This is a genomic window from Actinoalloteichus sp. GBA129-24, assembly GCF_001941645.1.
Taxonomy (GTDB): Bacteria; Actinomycetota; Actinomycetes; order Mycobacteriales; family Pseudonocardiaceae; genus Actinoalloteichus_A; species Actinoalloteichus_A fjordicus.
Genome location: NZ_CP016077.1, coordinates 6,368,563 through 6,383,845, shown reverse-complemented (window position 1 = coordinate 6,383,845; position 15,283 = coordinate 6,368,563). Strand labels below are relative to the sequence as shown.

General features: G+C 70.1%; 13 protein-coding genes. 11 read left to right on the top strand and 2 right to left on the bottom strand.

From position 1 onward, the window contains the following. Positions 1-141: 141 nt before the first annotated feature. Positions 142-399: a WhiB family transcriptional regulator gene (locus UA75_RS27375; protein ID WP_198043180.1), complete on the top strand. Its 258-nt coding sequence runs from the start codon at positions 142-144 to the stop codon at positions 397-399. Positions 400-907: 508 nt separating this feature from the next. On the opposite strand, the gene UA75_RS27370 is transcribed toward UA75_RS27375, so the two are convergent. Then, positions 908-1,258 (bottom strand): DUF3499 domain-containing protein, encoded by a 351-nt coding sequence (locus tag UA75_RS27370; RefSeq protein ID WP_075744275.1) that lies wholly within the window; start codon positions 1,256-1,258, stop codon positions 908-910. A gap of 151 nt (positions 1,259-1,409) precedes the next feature. On the opposite strand from UA75_RS27370, the gene UA75_RS27365 reads away from it, so the two are divergent. The 6 genes from UA75_RS27365 (at position 1,410) to UA75_RS27340 (ending at position 8,082) form a co-directional block, all read left to right on the top strand. Further along, positions 1,410-1,886 (top strand): metallopeptidase family protein, encoded by a 477-nt coding sequence (locus UA75_RS27365; RefSeq protein WP_075742694.1) that lies wholly within the window; start codon positions 1,410-1,412, stop codon positions 1,884-1,886. A 417-nt stretch (positions 1,887-2,303) separates the two neighbouring features. Then, positions 2,304-3,653, top strand: coding sequence for a phosphomannomutase/phosphoglucomutase (locus UA75_RS27360; protein ID WP_075742693.1), 1,350 nt, complete (start codon positions 2,304-2,306; stop codon positions 3,651-3,653). Between the two features lie 55 nt (positions 3,654-3,708). After that, complete coding sequence (locus UA75_RS27355; protein WP_075742692.1) at positions 3,709-3,945, top strand: Trm112 family protein; 237 nt, start codon at positions 3,709-3,711, stop codon at positions 3,943-3,945. 5 nt (positions 3,946-3,950) lie between these two features. Beyond that, positions 3,951-5,054: an SIS domain-containing protein gene (locus UA75_RS27350; RefSeq protein WP_075744274.1), complete on the top strand. Its 1,104-nt coding sequence runs from the start codon at positions 3,951-3,953 to the stop codon at positions 5,052-5,054. A gap of 70 nt (positions 5,055-5,124) precedes the next feature. Next, on the top strand, positions 5,125-6,399 hold the full coding sequence (gene manA / locus UA75_RS27345) for a mannose-6-phosphate isomerase, class I (protein ID WP_075742691.1): 1,275 nt from the start codon (positions 5,125-5,127) through the stop codon (positions 6,397-6,399). Positions 6,400-6,564: 165 nt separating this feature from the next. Beyond that, positions 6,565-8,082 (top strand): amino acid permease, encoded by a 1,518-nt coding sequence (locus UA75_RS27340; RefSeq protein ID WP_075742690.1) that lies wholly within the window; start codon positions 6,565-6,567, stop codon positions 8,080-8,082. Positions 8,083-8,337: 255 nt separating this feature from the next. On the opposite strand, the gene UA75_RS27335 is transcribed toward UA75_RS27340, so the two are convergent. After that, a complete protein-coding gene (locus UA75_RS27335) occupies positions 8,338-11,073 on the bottom strand; it encodes a hypothetical protein (protein WP_232251126.1) in 2,736 nt (911 codons plus the stop codon). A 216-nt stretch (positions 11,074-11,289) separates the two neighbouring features. Between UA75_RS27335 and ahcY the strand changes: the two genes are divergently transcribed. The 4 genes from ahcY (at position 11,290) to mtrA (ending at position 15,076) form a co-directional block, all read left to right on the top strand. After that, entirely contained in the window at positions 11,290-12,753 is a 1,464-nt protein-coding gene (gene ahcY / locus UA75_RS27330; protein ID WP_075744273.1) for an adenosylhomocysteinase, read from the top strand. Between the two features lie 278 nt (positions 12,754-13,031). Beyond that, positions 13,032-13,673 carry a dTMP kinase gene (locus UA75_RS27325; RefSeq protein ID WP_083684163.1) on the top strand — a complete coding sequence of 214 codons (642 nt, stop codon included), beginning with the start codon at positions 13,032-13,034 and terminating at the stop codon, positions 13,671-13,673. After that, on the top strand, positions 13,657-14,133 hold the full coding sequence (locus UA75_RS27320; protein ID WP_075742687.1) for a hypothetical protein: 477 nt from the start codon (positions 13,657-13,659) through the stop codon (positions 14,131-14,133). The genes UA75_RS27325 and UA75_RS27320 overlap by 17 nt, the downstream gene beginning before the upstream one ends. A 265-nt stretch (positions 14,134-14,398) precedes the next feature. After that, positions 14,399-15,076 carry an MtrAB system response regulator MtrA gene (gene mtrA, locus UA75_RS27315; RefSeq protein ID WP_069852043.1) on the top strand — a complete coding sequence of 226 codons (678 nt, stop codon included), beginning with the start codon at positions 14,399-14,401 and terminating at the stop codon, positions 15,074-15,076. The last annotated feature ends 207 nt before the right edge of the window (positions 15,077-15,283 follow it).

The following is a 15,283-nucleotide window of genomic DNA, read 5'->3' as shown; positions in this document are numbered from 1 at the left end:
TCACATCGGTGTCATTCGGCGTCCTGGAGAGGGGCGACGGGTGGCGTCCGCCAACCGGGGAGTGCGGAAGGCGAGGAGGCGGACGTGCGGGAATTCGAAGAGAACCGTGCGGCAGAGCGGGGGGACCTTCAGCTTGGGGAGCTGGAAGGACTGACCGATCTGTTCGACACGGGGGAAGAGGAACAGGATTGGCAAGAGCGTGCACTATGTGCGCAGACTGATCCTGAGGCGTTCTTTCCCGAGAAGGGAGGATCGACCAGGGAGGCCAAGCGCATCTGCGCAGGCTGCGAGGTGCGAGCGGAGTGTCTGGAGTATGCATTGGCACACGACGAGCGCTTCGGCATCTGGGGCGGCCTCTCCGAGCGGGAGAGACGCAAATTGAAGAAGCGGGCCTCCTGAGGGGGCCTGACGCGCTCGTCGTCTCGGCCGGGTGGGCCTGCCCGAGATGACGAGCACCGCCATCCGTGGCGTCGACCCCGGATCGTCTTCGCGATGATCCGGGGTCGATTTACGTTCACGACCTTAATCGGAAGAATACTCCGAACCGGATGATCAGGGCGGCACTCTATTCTCCTCGGTCGGCAGCAGGACAGAAGTCGAAGTGGTTTCCGCCCGCGGGTCTCGGCGATTCGCAACCGTGCCTGCCCGCTCACGGCGACTGCGTCATGGGGGGCGAGTGACCTCAGTGGTCGGGGCCCGCCGCGAGCCGCGGGCGGAGCACCTGACGGCACAGCCCGCGTTACGAGGACCGACACGGACCTGGATCGCCACGCAGGTCGCCGACGAGTGCACATCGGCATGGGCGGCACAGGGAACGCCGATGCGCGGCACCGGTGGCGTCTGAGGTCGGCAGCCGCCAGCCCTCGCGGGGCTGCTGCTTCGGCGGCGGGCGGCAGACGTCGGGTCTTCAGTCCTCCGGCGGAGTCGGGATGACGCGCAGATGGGCGCGCGGGCCCCTGCTGATCGTCCCCTCCACGGCCTCGTGGGCACGATCGACGCGACCTGCCTCCCGAACCGCCTCGGCCAGCGCGGTGAGGTCGTCGACGGTGGGCTGCGGAATCGCGAACTCGCCCTCGTAACGGACGACCTCCCAACCCTTGGGGGCGGTGAGCCGCATGGCGTGGGCTTCGCAGAGGTCGTAGCTGTGCGGTTCCGCGAAGGTGGCCAGCGGCCCCACCACGGCAGTCGAGTCCGCATACGCGTAGGTGAGCGTGGCGACAGCCGGGTTCGTACACCCGGTTCGCGAGCACCGTCTCACGCTCCGCACAGCGGCGACCATAGCGCCCTTCTTCCTCACCGCGTAGCAGCCACGCGGATGACACTTGTCCGTGACATCTTCCAGGTAGCCGCAACCTGGTCTGTTCTCGGCCCGCCGCAGCACTCGCCGCGCACGGCGTACCCTCGGCGCCGTGGTCGCAGCGCACGGATATCAGCGACGGACGCGGTCCCGTCGAGACCGCCGAGGACGAGGTCTTCGGGGCGCACTGTATCCGCCGTCGACTCCCGCCGCACGGAGTCGATCGGAGAAGTTCGACGCCCTGGTCCTGGAGGCCCTCGAGCCGCTGGAGCAGCGGTGGCGTACCGAGCTGACCCAGTTGGACGTGGCGGTCGACGACGTCCCCGAGTTGAACGTCGAGCCGCACACCGAGGCGGAGCAGGGCGTTGACGTGGTCGAAGACGGCCGGGTGCCGCTCGCGCGGCTGATCCCGGCGGGCGTCGATCGGCGAGGCGTGCCGACGAGAGCGCGCATCGTGCTCTACCGGCGCCCGCTGGAGGCCAGGGCGCAGGACGGGATCGACCTCTCCGACCTGGTGCACGACGTGCTGGTGGAGCAGGTCGCCAGCTACCTCGGTCTCGATCCCGACGTGGTCGACGGCGAGTCCTGACCGGGCGACGGCGCCCCGGCTCGGCGCGGCGGCGGTCCTGTCGGCCTCAGACCTCAGGCCTCAGACGTCCCGCGTGCATCCGGGCCCCATGCCTCGTTCGCATGCCTGGCTCGCATGCCTGCCCAAGAGAGCCTCGACCTGCCGACGATCTCGCCGTACTGGCGGGACGAGCCGTCGAGGAAGGCTCCCGCGACGCTCGTGTCCCGTCGTCGCCGCAGGTGAGCGCCGGTGCTGGCGTCTCAGGCCCGGCAGTTCGCCCGATGCCGTTCCGCCGGGTGGAAGGCCCGCCGACCTCTCGCGGGCGTCACCTGTCGATCACGGACCGCACCGACCCACGCGGTGGGGGAGGTGTCGCCGGTAGGCTGCGATAGGCAGGGTCGCCGACACCAGGCGGGCCCGCAGACGAGGGAGAGTGGCGTGCACGACCTGTCCGGCATCGTCAAGGCGTATGACATCCGAGGCGTGGTCGACGAGGAGCTCGACGAGGTCGTCGTCCGGGACATCGGCGCCGCCTTCGCCCGGCTCGTCGGCGGCCCCACGATCGCCGTCGGTCACGACATGCGCGACTCCTCGCCGAGACTGTCCGCCGCCTTCGCCGAGGGCGTCACCGGCCAGGGCGTCGACGTCGTCGACATCGGGCTGGCCAGCACCGATCTCCTGTACTTCGCATCGGGTCGGCTCGACGTGCCCGGCGCGATGTTCACCGCGAGCCACAACCCGGCGAAGTACAACGGGATCAAGCTCTGTCGGGCGGGTGCCGCGCCGGTCGGTCAGGACAGCGGGCTGGCCGAGATCCGAGACATGGTCGAGAAGGGCATCCCCGGCTTCGTCGGGCGTCACGGCTCGATCAGCCACCGTGAGCTGCTCGCCGACTACGCCGCCTACCTGCACGAACTGGTCGACCTGTCCGGTTCCCGGCCGCTGACCGTCGTGGTCGACGCGGGCAACGGCATGGGCGGTCACACCGTCCCCGAGGTCTTCGGCGACCTGCCGCTGACCATCGTCCCGCTGTACTTCGAGCTGGACGGCAGCTTCCCCAACCACGAGGCGAACCCCCTCGACCCGGCGAACATCGTCGACCTTCAGGCCAAGGTCCGCGAGATCGGCGCCGATGCGGGGCTGGCCTTCGACGGCGACGCCGACCGCTGCTTCGTGGTCGACGAGAACGGCGACCCGGTCTCGCCGAGCGCCGTCACCGCGCTGGTGGCCGTGCGCGAACTGGCCAAGGACCCCGGCGGAGTGATCATCCACAACCTGATCACCTCCAAGGCCGTCCCGGAGATCGTCGCGGAGCACGGCGGCAGCCCGGTGCGCACGAGGGTCGGGCACTCCTTCATCAAGCAGAGCATGGCCGAGACCGGTGCGATCTTCGGCGGCGAGCACTCCGCCCACTACTACTTCCGCGACTTCTGGCGTGCCGACACCGGCATGCTGGCGGCGATGCACGTCCTGGCCGCGCTGGGCGAGCAGGCCGACCCGCTGTCGGAGCTCACCCGCGAGTTCAGCCGCTACACCGCCTCGGGCGAGGTCAACTCCACGGTGGCCGAGCCCGATCAGCGCATGGCCCAGGTCAAGGCGACCTTCCTCGAACGTGAGGGCACCACGGTCGACGAGCTCGACGGACTCACCGTGGAGGTGGCCGACGGCTCCTGGTTCAATCTGCGTCCCTCCAACACCGAGCCGCTGCTGCGGCTGAACGTGGAGGGGCCAGGCGACGCCGAGATGGCCCGACTGCGAGACGAGGTCCTCTCGATCGTCCGCGGTTGACCGCGGCGAACGAGAGCGGGCAGCATCGCTGATCTTCAACCGGCTAGGAGGAACCGTGTCCGTCACCCTTGACGCTCGACTTCTGGAGATTCTCGCCTGCCCGTGCGCGGAGCACGGTGCGCTCCTGGTCGGTACCCCGGAGGACTCCGAGGCCGACATGCTGACCTGTACGAGCTGCGACCGTCGGTTCCCGGTCCAGGAGGGCATTCCGGTGCTGCTGCTTGACGAAGCGGTCCCCGGTCCCGGCACGCCGCCCTCCGGCTCGACCGACGGGGTCTCGACGAGCAGGTGATCGAGATGCTCGACCGAGACCTCGGCGAGGTGCTCGACGACGCCGCACTGCTGCAGCAGGCCGACGCCGTCGGTCTGCTGCGCGGCGGCGCGACGGCGGGTGCGCAGATCCGCTCGACGCAGGAGAGCGCGGTGGAGGCCGACCTCGCGGCCCGTATCGAGGACCGGCCGAGGGCGTTGGTGCTGCTCTGTCGCTCCGCCGTCGGTGCGACCGCCTCGCGACTGCTGTCGGCGCTGCTCGGCCCGACCTGCCCGGTTCCCGTCGTCCTCGCCGACCTCGTGCCCGCCTGGGTCGGCCCGCTGGACGTCGTGGTCGGCCATATCGAGGACGGGTACGACCGGCCGTTGGCGGAGTCGGTGTATCGCGCCGCTCGCCGGGGAGCCCGGCTGCTCCTGACGCTGCCGGAGGACGGGCCGGTCGCGGCGGCGGCCTCCGGGTCCTCGGTGCTGCTGTTCCCGAGGGTCACGGCGCCTGCCGGGCTGAGCCTGCCCAGGGCCGTCACCGGCGGCCTGCTCGCCGCCCGTGCCCTGAACCTGTTCTCGGTCGACCTCGACCGCGTCGCCGACGGCGTGGACCGCGAGGCCGAACGCGACCATCCGGTCCACGAGACCTTCGTGAACCCCGCGAAGACGCTGGCCCTGCGGCTGTCCGATCGGATTCCGCTGCTCTGGGGCCTGGACCCGGTGGCGACGGCGGTGGCGACCCATGCCGCCCACTCGCTGGCGTCCTTCAGCGGCCTCGTCGCCGACGCAGGCGACTATCAGAACGCCGTCCGACGTCCCGCGCTGTACCGCGCGGTGGCCGGGCAGGCACAGAGTCTCGACATCTTCGCCGACCCCGACGATCAGGTCGCGCCGCGCCCCAGGGTGCTTCTGCTGTCGATCCAGCGCGGCGACGAGGCCATGGCCTTGGCGCGGCAGGCTGGCGAGACCGTGCCCGGCGGCGACGTCGTGTCCCCCGAGACGGACCTCGACAGCCGTGCGGGCAGCGACGGCGACGTGCTCGGCGCCCTGTCCCTGGCGGCCAGATTCGACCTCTGCGCCGTGTACCTCGGTTTGGCCACCGGCGCGCTGGGCGGCTCGGGAGAGCTGGCCGGAGCAGGTCGCTGACCTGCCTGCCAGGCGCGCATCGCTCACACGTCAGTCTTGTTGACCGCAGACGAGGGAACGAGAGACCGAAGTGGACCTGCTGCGCAACCCCGTGCGTCCCTACGCCTGGGGGTCTCGGACCGCCATCTCCGCCCTGCTGGGCCAGCCGGTGCCCGCACCGCACCCCGAGGCCGAACTCTGGCTCGGCGCACACCCCTCCGACTCCTCGACCCTCGTCCGTGCGGACGGGTCCGAAGCCGCGCTCGTCGAAGTCCTGCATGCCGATCCGCACAGTCAGCTCGGCAAGGCCTGCGCGCAGCGCTGGGGCGGTCGGCTGCCCTTCCTGATGAAGGTGCTCGCCGCCGACGAACCCCTGAGTCTGCAGGCGCATCCCTCCGCGGAACAGGCCGCCGAGGGCTTCGCCAGGGAAGAGGCCGCAGGCGTGCCGCTGGACGCGTCCGACCGCAACTATCGGGATCGCAACCATAAACCGGAGCTGATCTGCGCTCTGACCGAATTCCACGCGTTGGCGGGCTTCCGAGATGCGACGCGGACGGTGGAGCTGCTCGCCGCGCTCGATGTTCCGCAGCTGGCCCACTACGTCGACCTGCTGGCCGCCGTCCCTGGCCCCGAGGGACTGCGGGCGTTGTTCACCACTCTGATCACCCTGCCGCAGGGGGCGGTCGACGCGCTGCTGCCGCCGGTGCTGGACGGCTGCATCCGACACGTCCAGGCGCACGGTCGTTTCGACCGCGAGTGCCGAACGGTGCTGGAGTTGGGCGAGGCGTATCCCGGCGACGCCGGAGTGCTCGCCGCGCTGCTGCTCAATCGCGTCGTGCTGGCCCCGGGGGAGGCCTTGTACCTGCCTGCGGGGAATCTGCACAGCTACCTGCGGGGGACCGGCGTGGAGATCATGGCCAACTCGGACAACGTGCTGCGCGGCGGACTGACCCCGAAGCACGTCGACGTGCCGGAGCTGATGCGGGTGCTCGACTTCCGGGGCGGCGACATGCCCGTCCTGACCGGTGACCGGCGGCGGGAACGCGTCACCGTCTATCCCACCGAGGCGTCCGAGTTCGAGCTGTCCCGCCTGGACTGGAACTCCGATGCCGGTGCCCTCGCCGCGTCTGACGGCGTCGGCGACCGTGCCGAGGATCTCACGGTGCGGCTGGAGCCGGTCGGCCCGCAGGTGCTGCTCTGCACGGCAGGCCGAGTGCGACTGCTGGCCGAGGACGGCGGCACGTTGACGATCTCGCGTGGGCAGGCCGTCTGGCTCGCGGCCGTCGATCCGGCGGTGGAGGTCGTGCCGGTGGAACACGACGAGGAAGGACGCACTCAGCTCTTCCACGCCACCGCGCCGGTCTGAGCCCGGCCGGCCCGCGCCAGACGCGTGCGACTCGACACGCGGGGCTGATCGGGCCTGGGACGCCGAGGACTGCGAGACTGCTCCCTGTTCGTCAATTTCCCACCATGGGAATACCCCGTCTCCGGCTCACGTGGCCGGGGCGAGCAGCGCAGGGAGGGCGAGGAGATGCCACGCGGCCTGAAGCGGATCAAGTCGGTCGAGCAGTCGATCGCGGACACCGACGAGCCGGGCAGCAGACTCCGCAAGGAGCTGACGGCCTGGGACCTGATGGTCTTCGGGGTGGCCGTCGTCGTCGGTGCGGGCATCTTCACGCTCGCCGCCCGCACGGCGGGCAACATCGCGGGTCCCTCGGTGTCGTTGTCCTTCGTGCTGGCCGCCGTGACCTGTGGTCTCGCGGCGCTCTGCTATGCCGAGTTCGCGTCGACGCTTCCGGTGGCAGGCTCGGCGTACACCTTCTCCTATGCCACCTTCGGCGAGTTCCTCGCCTGGATCATCGGCTGGGACCTCATCCTGGAGTTCGCCCTGGCGGCCGCCGTGGTGAGCAAGGGCTGGTCGGACTACCTCCGTGAGATCTTCGCGCTGATCGGGCTCGACGTGCCGACGCAGGTCTCGCTGGGCGGCGTGGCGTTCGACTGGGGTGCGGTGCTGCTCGTCGCGGGACTGACCACCGTTCTCGTCCTGGGCACCAAGCTGTCCTCGCGGGTCAGCCAGGTGATCACCGCGATCAAGGTCGCCGTCGTCATCCTGGTGATCGTGGTCGGCGCCGCGTATGTGCGAGCCGAGAACTACACGCCCTTCATCCCGCCTGCCGCCGACAGTTCGACGGCGGCAGGCGGGCTGGACCAGTCGCTGCTGTCGTTGTTCTTCGGCATGGAGACCAGCACCTACGGGATCTTCGGCCTGCTGGCGGGTGCCTCGATCGTCTTCTTCGCCTTCATCGGGTTCGACGTGGTCGCCACGACGGCCGAGGAGACGCGGAACCCGCAACGCGACGTACCTCGGGGCATCCTCGGCTCCCTGGCGATCGTCACGGTCCTGTACGTGCTGGTCGCCCTGGTCCTCACCGGGATGCAGCCCTACACGGAGCTGGCGACGCCGCCCGGCGGTGATGACGCGACCTTGGCGACCGCCTTCGCCGCGAACGGTGTGGACTGGGCGGCGGCGGTGATCTCCGTCGGCGCGCTCGCGGGGCTGACGACCGTGGTGATGGTCATGATGATCGGCCAGGTGCGCGTGCTCTTCGCGATGTCTCGGGACGGGCTGGTGCCGAAGGTGCTCTCGCCGACCGGCTCCCGTGGCACTCCGGTCCGCTCCACGCTGCTGGTCGGCGGCGTGGTGGCCGTGGTCGCGGGCTTCTTCCCGGCAGGCACGCTGGAGGAGATGGTCAACGTGGGGACGCTGTTCGCCTTCATCCTCGTCTCGGCGGGCGTCATCGTGCTGCGCCGGACCCGACCGGATCTGAAGCGCGGCTTCCGCGCTCCGCTGGTGCCCCTGGTGCCGATCCTGGCGATCCTGGCCTGCATCTGGCTCATGCTGAACCTCACCGCGCTGACCTGGGTCCGGTTCCTGGTGTGGATGGCCCTTGGCGTGCTCGTCTACTTCGTCTACGGCCGACGGCATTCCGTGCTCGGCCGCAGGCAGCGCGAAGAGGATCAGACTGCTGGCGGGTCCGCGGGGCGGTGAGCCCGACGGCGACCTGCCGCAGGCTCCTGGCCCGTACCGACCGAGACGGGGCGGCCGACACCGCAGCAGCTGACCGGCCGTCGACTGCTCGGCGCGGATCGAGCGCGCCCGACGGCGTCCGGGCAGCGCGTCGGCCGCCCGGATGGCAGTGGGCGGCGAAGCAGCCGCATCGCCGGTAGACAGGGGAGAGTCCCCGCCCGAGTCGGGCGGCCGCCTGCGCGCGACGGCACGCCTCCCGACTCGGACGAACCGGACTCAGCTCTTCCGTCTGCCCGGCAGATCGCCGCCGCGCTCCCACGGAGTGCTCTTGCCCCTCGGGGCATCGGGGACGATCGGGTCGCCGTTCTCGTCGACGGCTGCCGCGACCTTGCGCTTCGCCGCCTTCCGGCTCGTCTTGGCGCCCGGCGCCGCAGGAACGTCCGGCGGAGTGACCGTCTCGTCGGACTCCGAGACGGCCGAGGATTCGCCGTTGCCCGCAGGCAGGGCCGTCACCGGCTTCTCCGCCTGCGAGGGCAGCACCGCATCGACCCTGGTGACCAGGATCGTCGGCACATCGGCCTCGCTGTTCGCCTCGCCGTCGAGCGCGTCGTCGAGGTCGTCCGCCTCGGCCACGTGATGCCGAACGCCCGCGAGCAGATGGGAGTACTCGCCTGCCTGACCGCGCGGCGGCAGTTCGAGGCCTGCGGCGATCGCCACGGCGCGATCCCATTCCGGGTCGGAGTTGAAGTCGTTGTGGCCCAGCAATCCCGGCCCCCACCGCCTGCCGGTGAACGGGCCGCGTGCCGGATCGGGCAGCCAGTGGTCGCCGCCGAGCACCAGCGCCCCGCTCGGGCTTCGAGTGGCCGACGGCAGCGGACCCTCGGTGCCGTCGGCCCGGAAGCCGACGCCGATGAGGGTGCCCTCGTACACCTGCCTGTTCCATGTGGTGACGCCCCCGCCGAGGGCGTCGGTGCCGCGACACAACGCCCGCCAGCGGCCCGACAGGGAACCGGACAGCTCCGTCAGCGACTCGTGTGGCACGACAGCGGGGAACGCCCGCGGATAGGCCCACTGCAGCTGTGAGCCCGCGGTCACCAGGCCCAGCCTGCTGCGGTCCGACTCCGGCAGCGTCCGCAGCAGTCTGCCCGCCGCGACCGCAGCCAGCAGACTGCCCTGGCTGTGGCCGACCAGCACCACCCTGGCGGCCGGGTCACGCAGGTGCTCCGCAGCCCGATGCACCAGCTCGGGAACGACCTTCAGCGCGTAGCACGGCGGCACCGTCGGATGCGCCTCGCGCGGCCAGAAACAGGTGAGATCCGCGAGCACACCGAGCAGCCGCGCGGTGTTCGGCCTGCTCTTGGCCAGATAGACCGTCCGAATCAGGGCCAGCGCCAGCACGGCCAGTGCGATCACGCCCACCGCCGCGAGCGGCTCCAGCCACTCGGGCACGTCCGCATCGGTGGCGTGCTGGATCAGTGCCACCCCCGCACCGAGCGCCAGCAGCGCCGCGAAGGCGAGCAGTGCATGATGCAGATGCTCCCGCTCCAGATTCGCCCACCACCAGGCACGGGCGGCGGTCCGACGGTCGTCGGGACGCCCCGCGTGCAGCAGGGTCGCCTCGGCCGGGGCGAGCCGGTCCTGGTGCTCGGCCAGCCAGCGACGCGTCAGGATCACCGGGACGATCACCGCGAGGGCGAGCAGGCTCAGCACCGCCGTCGCGCCCCACAGCACGGTCAGCGTCTCGTAGGCGGGCGGCGGGGTCACGTTCTCCGTGCCGAGCAGCGCGACGATCGTGAGGGCGATCCCGGCGCCGAAGCCCGCACCGAGGAGACCGGACATGCCCAGCACCGGCGCGGCCATCCAGCCGCCCGCCCACGGCCGCAGGTTCCTCGGCCGGCCTGCCCAGCCGCGCCGTGCCGCCCAGGCCGCCGGTGCCAGTAGCACCGCGAAGACCAGCACGCAGCCAGCGAAGGCGACGGCGAGCAGCCCGATGGTGTCTCCGGAGAACTGGGTGGGCATCGAGGACGGCGACGGCGACGGCAGCGGTCGCATGACCACGACCGAGGCCGCGAGCACCGCGATGCCCAGGGTCACGATCAGCTTGCGGGGCACGGTGCCCAGCAGCATCCGCAGCCGTCGTGACGCCGCCGCCGAGGGGCGGGCCGGGTCGTCGAGCAGCAGGACGCCCACCAGACTCAGCAGGAACAGCACGACGGCCGTGAGCCAGACCTGGGTGGCGGTGGCGCTCATCGGGCCTGCAGGCCCGCCGGTCGCCATCACCGCCGCCGTGGCCAGCGCGCCCGTCGTGTGCAGCGCTCGCAGCGCGGGGGTGTCGGGATCGGCCTCGACCGCATCGCCCGGCAGCACCGCACTCTGCCCGGGCGGCGGCGGTGCATCCTGCCGCAGGCCCGTGAGCCCGGCGACCGGGTTGGTCGATGCGCCCGCCTCCGCCTTGTTGACCTCCCAGTCGACCTTCGCCACCTGATGCAGCAGCAGGATGAGCAGGGCGGGCGGGATCAGTCCGACGGCGACCCTGGCCCACTCGCTCCGCAGCCAGTCCGGCGCGACGCCCGCGAGACACGCCCCGCCCGGTTGGAGGCACTGGGCGGCGATCAGGTCGAGACTCACGACGGTGACCTGTGCGACCAGCAGTGCAGTGAGCAGCAGCGCGGCCACCCGCAGCAGTGCCCGCAGCGCATGCCCCAGCAGGAACCCGATTCTGCTGTCCGGGCGTGCGGGCGGCAGCATCCAGTGCGCCACATTGGCCATGGCGAAGGGGAAGAGCATCGCCCAGGCCGCCTTCGCGAGACCGCCGGAGGTCATCCGACCCCAGAGATAGCCCTCCACGACGCGGGGCACCGGACGTGCCGTCGTCTGGAGGACGGGGCCAGGTGCGGGTCTGCGCAGCCGGTCGGCGGGTCGCACCACTCGGCCGAGGCCGTCGCCTGCGACCTCCACCGCAGCCACCGAGTCGGTGAGGCGTTCCGGGGTGGTGCCGAGAATCCCATGCACCCGCAATTCGACGACACGTGTGTCAGGCCCGGGAATCGCCACGGCTGCTCGCCTTCCTGCCACGTCTTGACCAAGGACGTCGATTATCGACTCTTCTGGTCGTGTTCGTCGGCAATCCTCTGCGATCTCGTGGTCCTTCGCGAGCACATGGGGTCATCGGCGTGGCGAACGGTACTGTTCGGAAGTCGATCGAGTCGGGTTTGAGGAGTCGTGGAGATGAGTGCCGAGAGGTTGCAGACGCGGGCCGGGATCGACTTCGCGGTGGCGGACCTGTCGCTGGCCGAGTTCGGCCGCCGGGAGATCCGCCTCGCCGAGCACGAGATGCCTGGCCTGATGGCTCTGCGGCGCGAGTACGCCGAGGTGTATCCGCTGAGAGGGGCCCGTATCTCGGGCTCGCTGCACATGACCGTCCAGACCGCAGTGCTGATCGAGACCCTGGTGGCTCTGGGAGCAGAGGTGCGCTGGGCCTCCTGCAACATCTTCTCCACTCAGGACCATGCCGCTGCGGCCACCGTCGTCGGCCCGCACGGCACGCCGGAAGAGCCTGCCGGGGTGCCGGTCTTCGCCTGGAAGGGCGAGTCGCTCGAAGAGTACTGGTGGTGCACCGAGAAGATGCTCACCTGGCCGAACGGTGCCACGGCCAACATGATCCTCGACGACGGCGGCGACGCCACCATGCTGGTGCACAAGGGAACCCAGTATGAGAAGGCGGGAGTCGTCCCGCCCGCGGACGACGCGGACAGCGACGAGTTCCGGGTCTTCCTCGACCTGCTGCGCGCCTCGCTGGCCCAGGACGCGTCCAAGTGGACCAAGGCGGGCGAGGCGATCCTCGGCGTCACCGAGGAGACCACGACCGGCGTGCTGCGGCTGTATCAGCTCGCGGCACAGGGCGAACTGCTCTTCCCGGCGATCAACGTCAACGACGCGGTCACCAAGTCCAAGTTCGACAACCGCTACGGCATCCGGCACTCGCTGATCGACGGTATCAACCGGGGGACCGACGTCCTCATCGGCGGCAAGGTGGCCGTGATCTGCGGCTACGGCGACGTCGGCAAGGGCGCTGCCGAATCGCTGCGCGGCCAGGGCGCGCGCGTGGTCGTCACCGAGATCGACCCGATCTGCGCACTCCAGGCGGCGATGGACGGCTACCAGGTGAGCACCCTGGCGAACATCGTCGACAAGGCCGACATCATCATCACGACCACGGGCAACAAGGACGTCGTGACGGTCGAGGACATGGCGCGGATGAAGCACCAGGCGATCCTGGGCAACATCGGTCACTTCGACAACGAACTCGACATGGCCGGACTCGCCAGGTATCCCGGCATCCACCGCATCGAGATCAAGCCGCAGGTCGACGAGTGGGTCTTCCCCGACGGCCACTCGATCATCGTGCTCTCCGAGGGCAGGCTGCTGAACCTGGGCAATGCGACCGGCCACCCGTCGTTCGTCATGTCGAACTCCTTCTCCAACCAGGTGATCGCCCAGGTCGAACTGTTCACCAAGAACGAGGAGTACGACCGCGAGGTCTTCCGGCTGCCGAAGAAGCTCGACGAGAAGGTGGCATTGATCCACCTGACCGCGCTCGGGGGTGAACTGACCCGACTCACCAAGGAGCAGGCCGAGTACATCGACGTCGACGTCGACGGCCCGTTCAAGGCGGACCACTACCGGTACTGATCTCTTTTCTCGCCGCGGCGGGTGTCCCGCTCCGGCCGGTGCGGTCGGTGTGCAGGCTTCGGCCGGAGCGTCGGTATGGGCGCTCCGGCCGGGGCCTTGGGTATGGACGCTCGGGCCGGGCCGTCTGTATAGAAGCTCCGGTAGGGCCGTCGGTGTGGATGCTTCGTCCGGCGGGGCCGTCGGTGTGGATGCTCCGTCCAGCGGGGCCGTCGGTGTGGATGCTCCGTCCAGCAGGGCCGTCGGTCGGCCCTCGGCACCCGCCGGCTACGGTGGCCGCCGTGAGTCGCTTGATCGTGATCGAGGGCATCGACGGAGCCGGAAAACGGACCATGACCGATCGACTGCGCGCCGGGCTCATCGCCCGGGGCGCGTCGGTCGGGTCCGGGGCTTTTCCCCGCTATGGGCAGGACGTGCACGCGGACCTGGTGCGGGAGGGACTGCACGGCAGGCTCGGGCCGCTGGGCGACTCGGTCTACGGGATGGCCGTCCTCTACGCGCTGGACCGCCGCGAAGGCGCGGAAGGGGTGCGTAAGGCCCTGCGGGAGCACGACGTCGTCCTGGTGGACCGCTATATCGCCTCCAACGCCGCCTACGGTGCGGCCCGGCTGCACGAGCCGATCGACGGCGAGTTCGTCACCTGGCTGCATGATCTGGAGGTGGACCGCTTCGGTCTGCCGAGGCCGGATCTCCAGTTGCTCCTGTCGGTGCCGCCTGCCACTGCGGCGGCGCGGGCCGTCCGGCGCGCCGAGTCGGAGGCGGACCGCGCGCGGGATCTCTTCGAGACCGACGACGGGCTTCAGGCGCGCTGCGCCGACCGCTACGCGCAACTCGCGGCGGTCTCGTGGCTGTCGCCCTGGGTCTCCGTCGACGGAGCCTCGTCAGTGGACGTGAACGGGCTGGTGGATGTCGTACTCGGCTGAGGACAATCCGGTCGACCTGGTGCGGGCGCTGCTCGCCGAGGCCGCCGAGCAGACCGGGTTCCCGCTGGCCTCCTGGGCCCACGAGGAACACGGCGTGCACACCATGATCGACGTCGAACCGCCGAACGAGGATGCGACGAGCGTGGGCATGTGGGTGCTCGGCGCGATCGTGCTCGTCTTCCTCGACATCGATCAACCGGTGGAATTCGACCTGCGGCTGGAGACCGACCGAGTTCGGCTGGTCGGTCTGGTGACGGCGGTGGTGCTCGGGACCGTGGAGCTGGACGAGGCCGTGGAGCGGTCCGTGGTGCGGCCGAACGCCGTCCGGTGGCCCGGCGGCTCGGCAGAGCTGGAGGGCACCCGCCCCGTCATCTCCCGCGAGCTGCTGCCGAGATTCCTCCTCCGCCGAACCGAACCGGAGCTTCGAGTCAGACGACTGGTGCCCTGGTCACCGGCCTGAGCCGTTCGGCCCAACGACTGCTCGGCCGCACGTGACTCGACGAACAGAGATCAAGTCGAGACATGTGAGTCGGTAACGTTTTCGGTCTCATCTGCGGTGTAGGTCATGGTTACGCCGATGGGGTGACCAAGGTCACCTCCAGTGAGTGCGAGGTACGTGCGTGGACAGAGACCAGTGGGTCGGGGGACAGCGGGTCGGAATCGCGGAGGCCGCTCAGCAGCGGGTGATGCGGACCAGGTCAGGACCCAGTGCGACCATATGGGGCATGAAGTCGCGTGTATTGGTGGTGGACGACGATCCGGCGTTGGCGGAGATGCTCACCATCGTCCTACGGGGTGAGGGCTTCGAGACGGCGGTCGTGGGGGACGGGGCACGAGCAATGCCCGCCATGCGCGAATTGAAGCCTGATCTCGTTCTGCTGGACCTGATGCTGCCGGGGATGAACGGCATCGACGTCTGCAAGGCGATCCGATCAGAGTCGGGGGTGCCCATCGTGATGCTCACCGCGAAGACCGACACGGTCGACGTGGTGCTGGGACTTGAATCCGGTGCGGACGACTACGTCGTCAAGCCGTTCAAGCCGAAGGAGCTGGTGGCGAGGATTCGGGCCCGCCTCCGCCGTACCGAGGCGGAGCCCGCCGAGACGCTCGGCATCGGGGACCTGACGATCGACGTCCCGGGTCACGAGGTCACGAGGGAGGGCAGGCCGATTCAGCTCACTCCGCTGGAGTTCGACCTCCTCGTGGCGCTGGCCCGCAAGCCTCGCCAGGTGTTCACCAGGGAGGTGCTGCTCGAACAGGTGTGGGGCTACCGGCACGCGGCGGACACCCGGCTGGTGAACGTCCACGTGCAGCGGCTGCGCTCGAAGGTCGAGCGGGACCCGGAACACCCCGAGGTCGTGCTGACGGTCCGCGGTGTCGGATACAAGGCAGGCCCGCCGTGAGGTGACCCGACGACTCACGGTCGAGCACGACGGGGAACGGGCAGCATGCTCCCCGTCGTCGGTCGACGGCAGGCGTGATTTTCCACTCGATCGAGTGGAGTTCAGGCCTGCATGGCTGCGTGCGGATGGCACGGGTTGATTACGGGCTTCCGCCTGCGCCGGGGACTCTGGTAAGGCCTGCGGTGGCACCGGGCCAGGGACAGCGGA

Coding starts and splice junctions, on each gene's coding strand:
- UA75_RS27320 (WP_075742687.1), top strand. CDS start 13,657: ATGTCGTACTCGGCTGAGGACAATCCGGTCGACCTGGTGCGGGCGCTG.
- mtrA (WP_069852043.1), top strand. CDS start 14,399: ATGAAGTCGCGTGTATTGGTGGTGGACGACGATCCGGCGTTGGCGGAG.
- UA75_RS27350 (WP_075744274.1), top strand. CDS start 3,951: ATGCTCGACCGAGACCTCGGCGAGGTGCTCGACGACGCCGCACTGCTG.
- UA75_RS27340 (WP_075742690.1), top strand. CDS start 6,565: ATGCCACGCGGCCTGAAGCGGATCAAGTCGGTCGAGCAGTCGATCGCG.
- ahcY (WP_075744273.1), top strand. CDS start 11,290: ATGAGTGCCGAGAGGTTGCAGACGCGGGCCGGGATCGACTTCGCGGTG.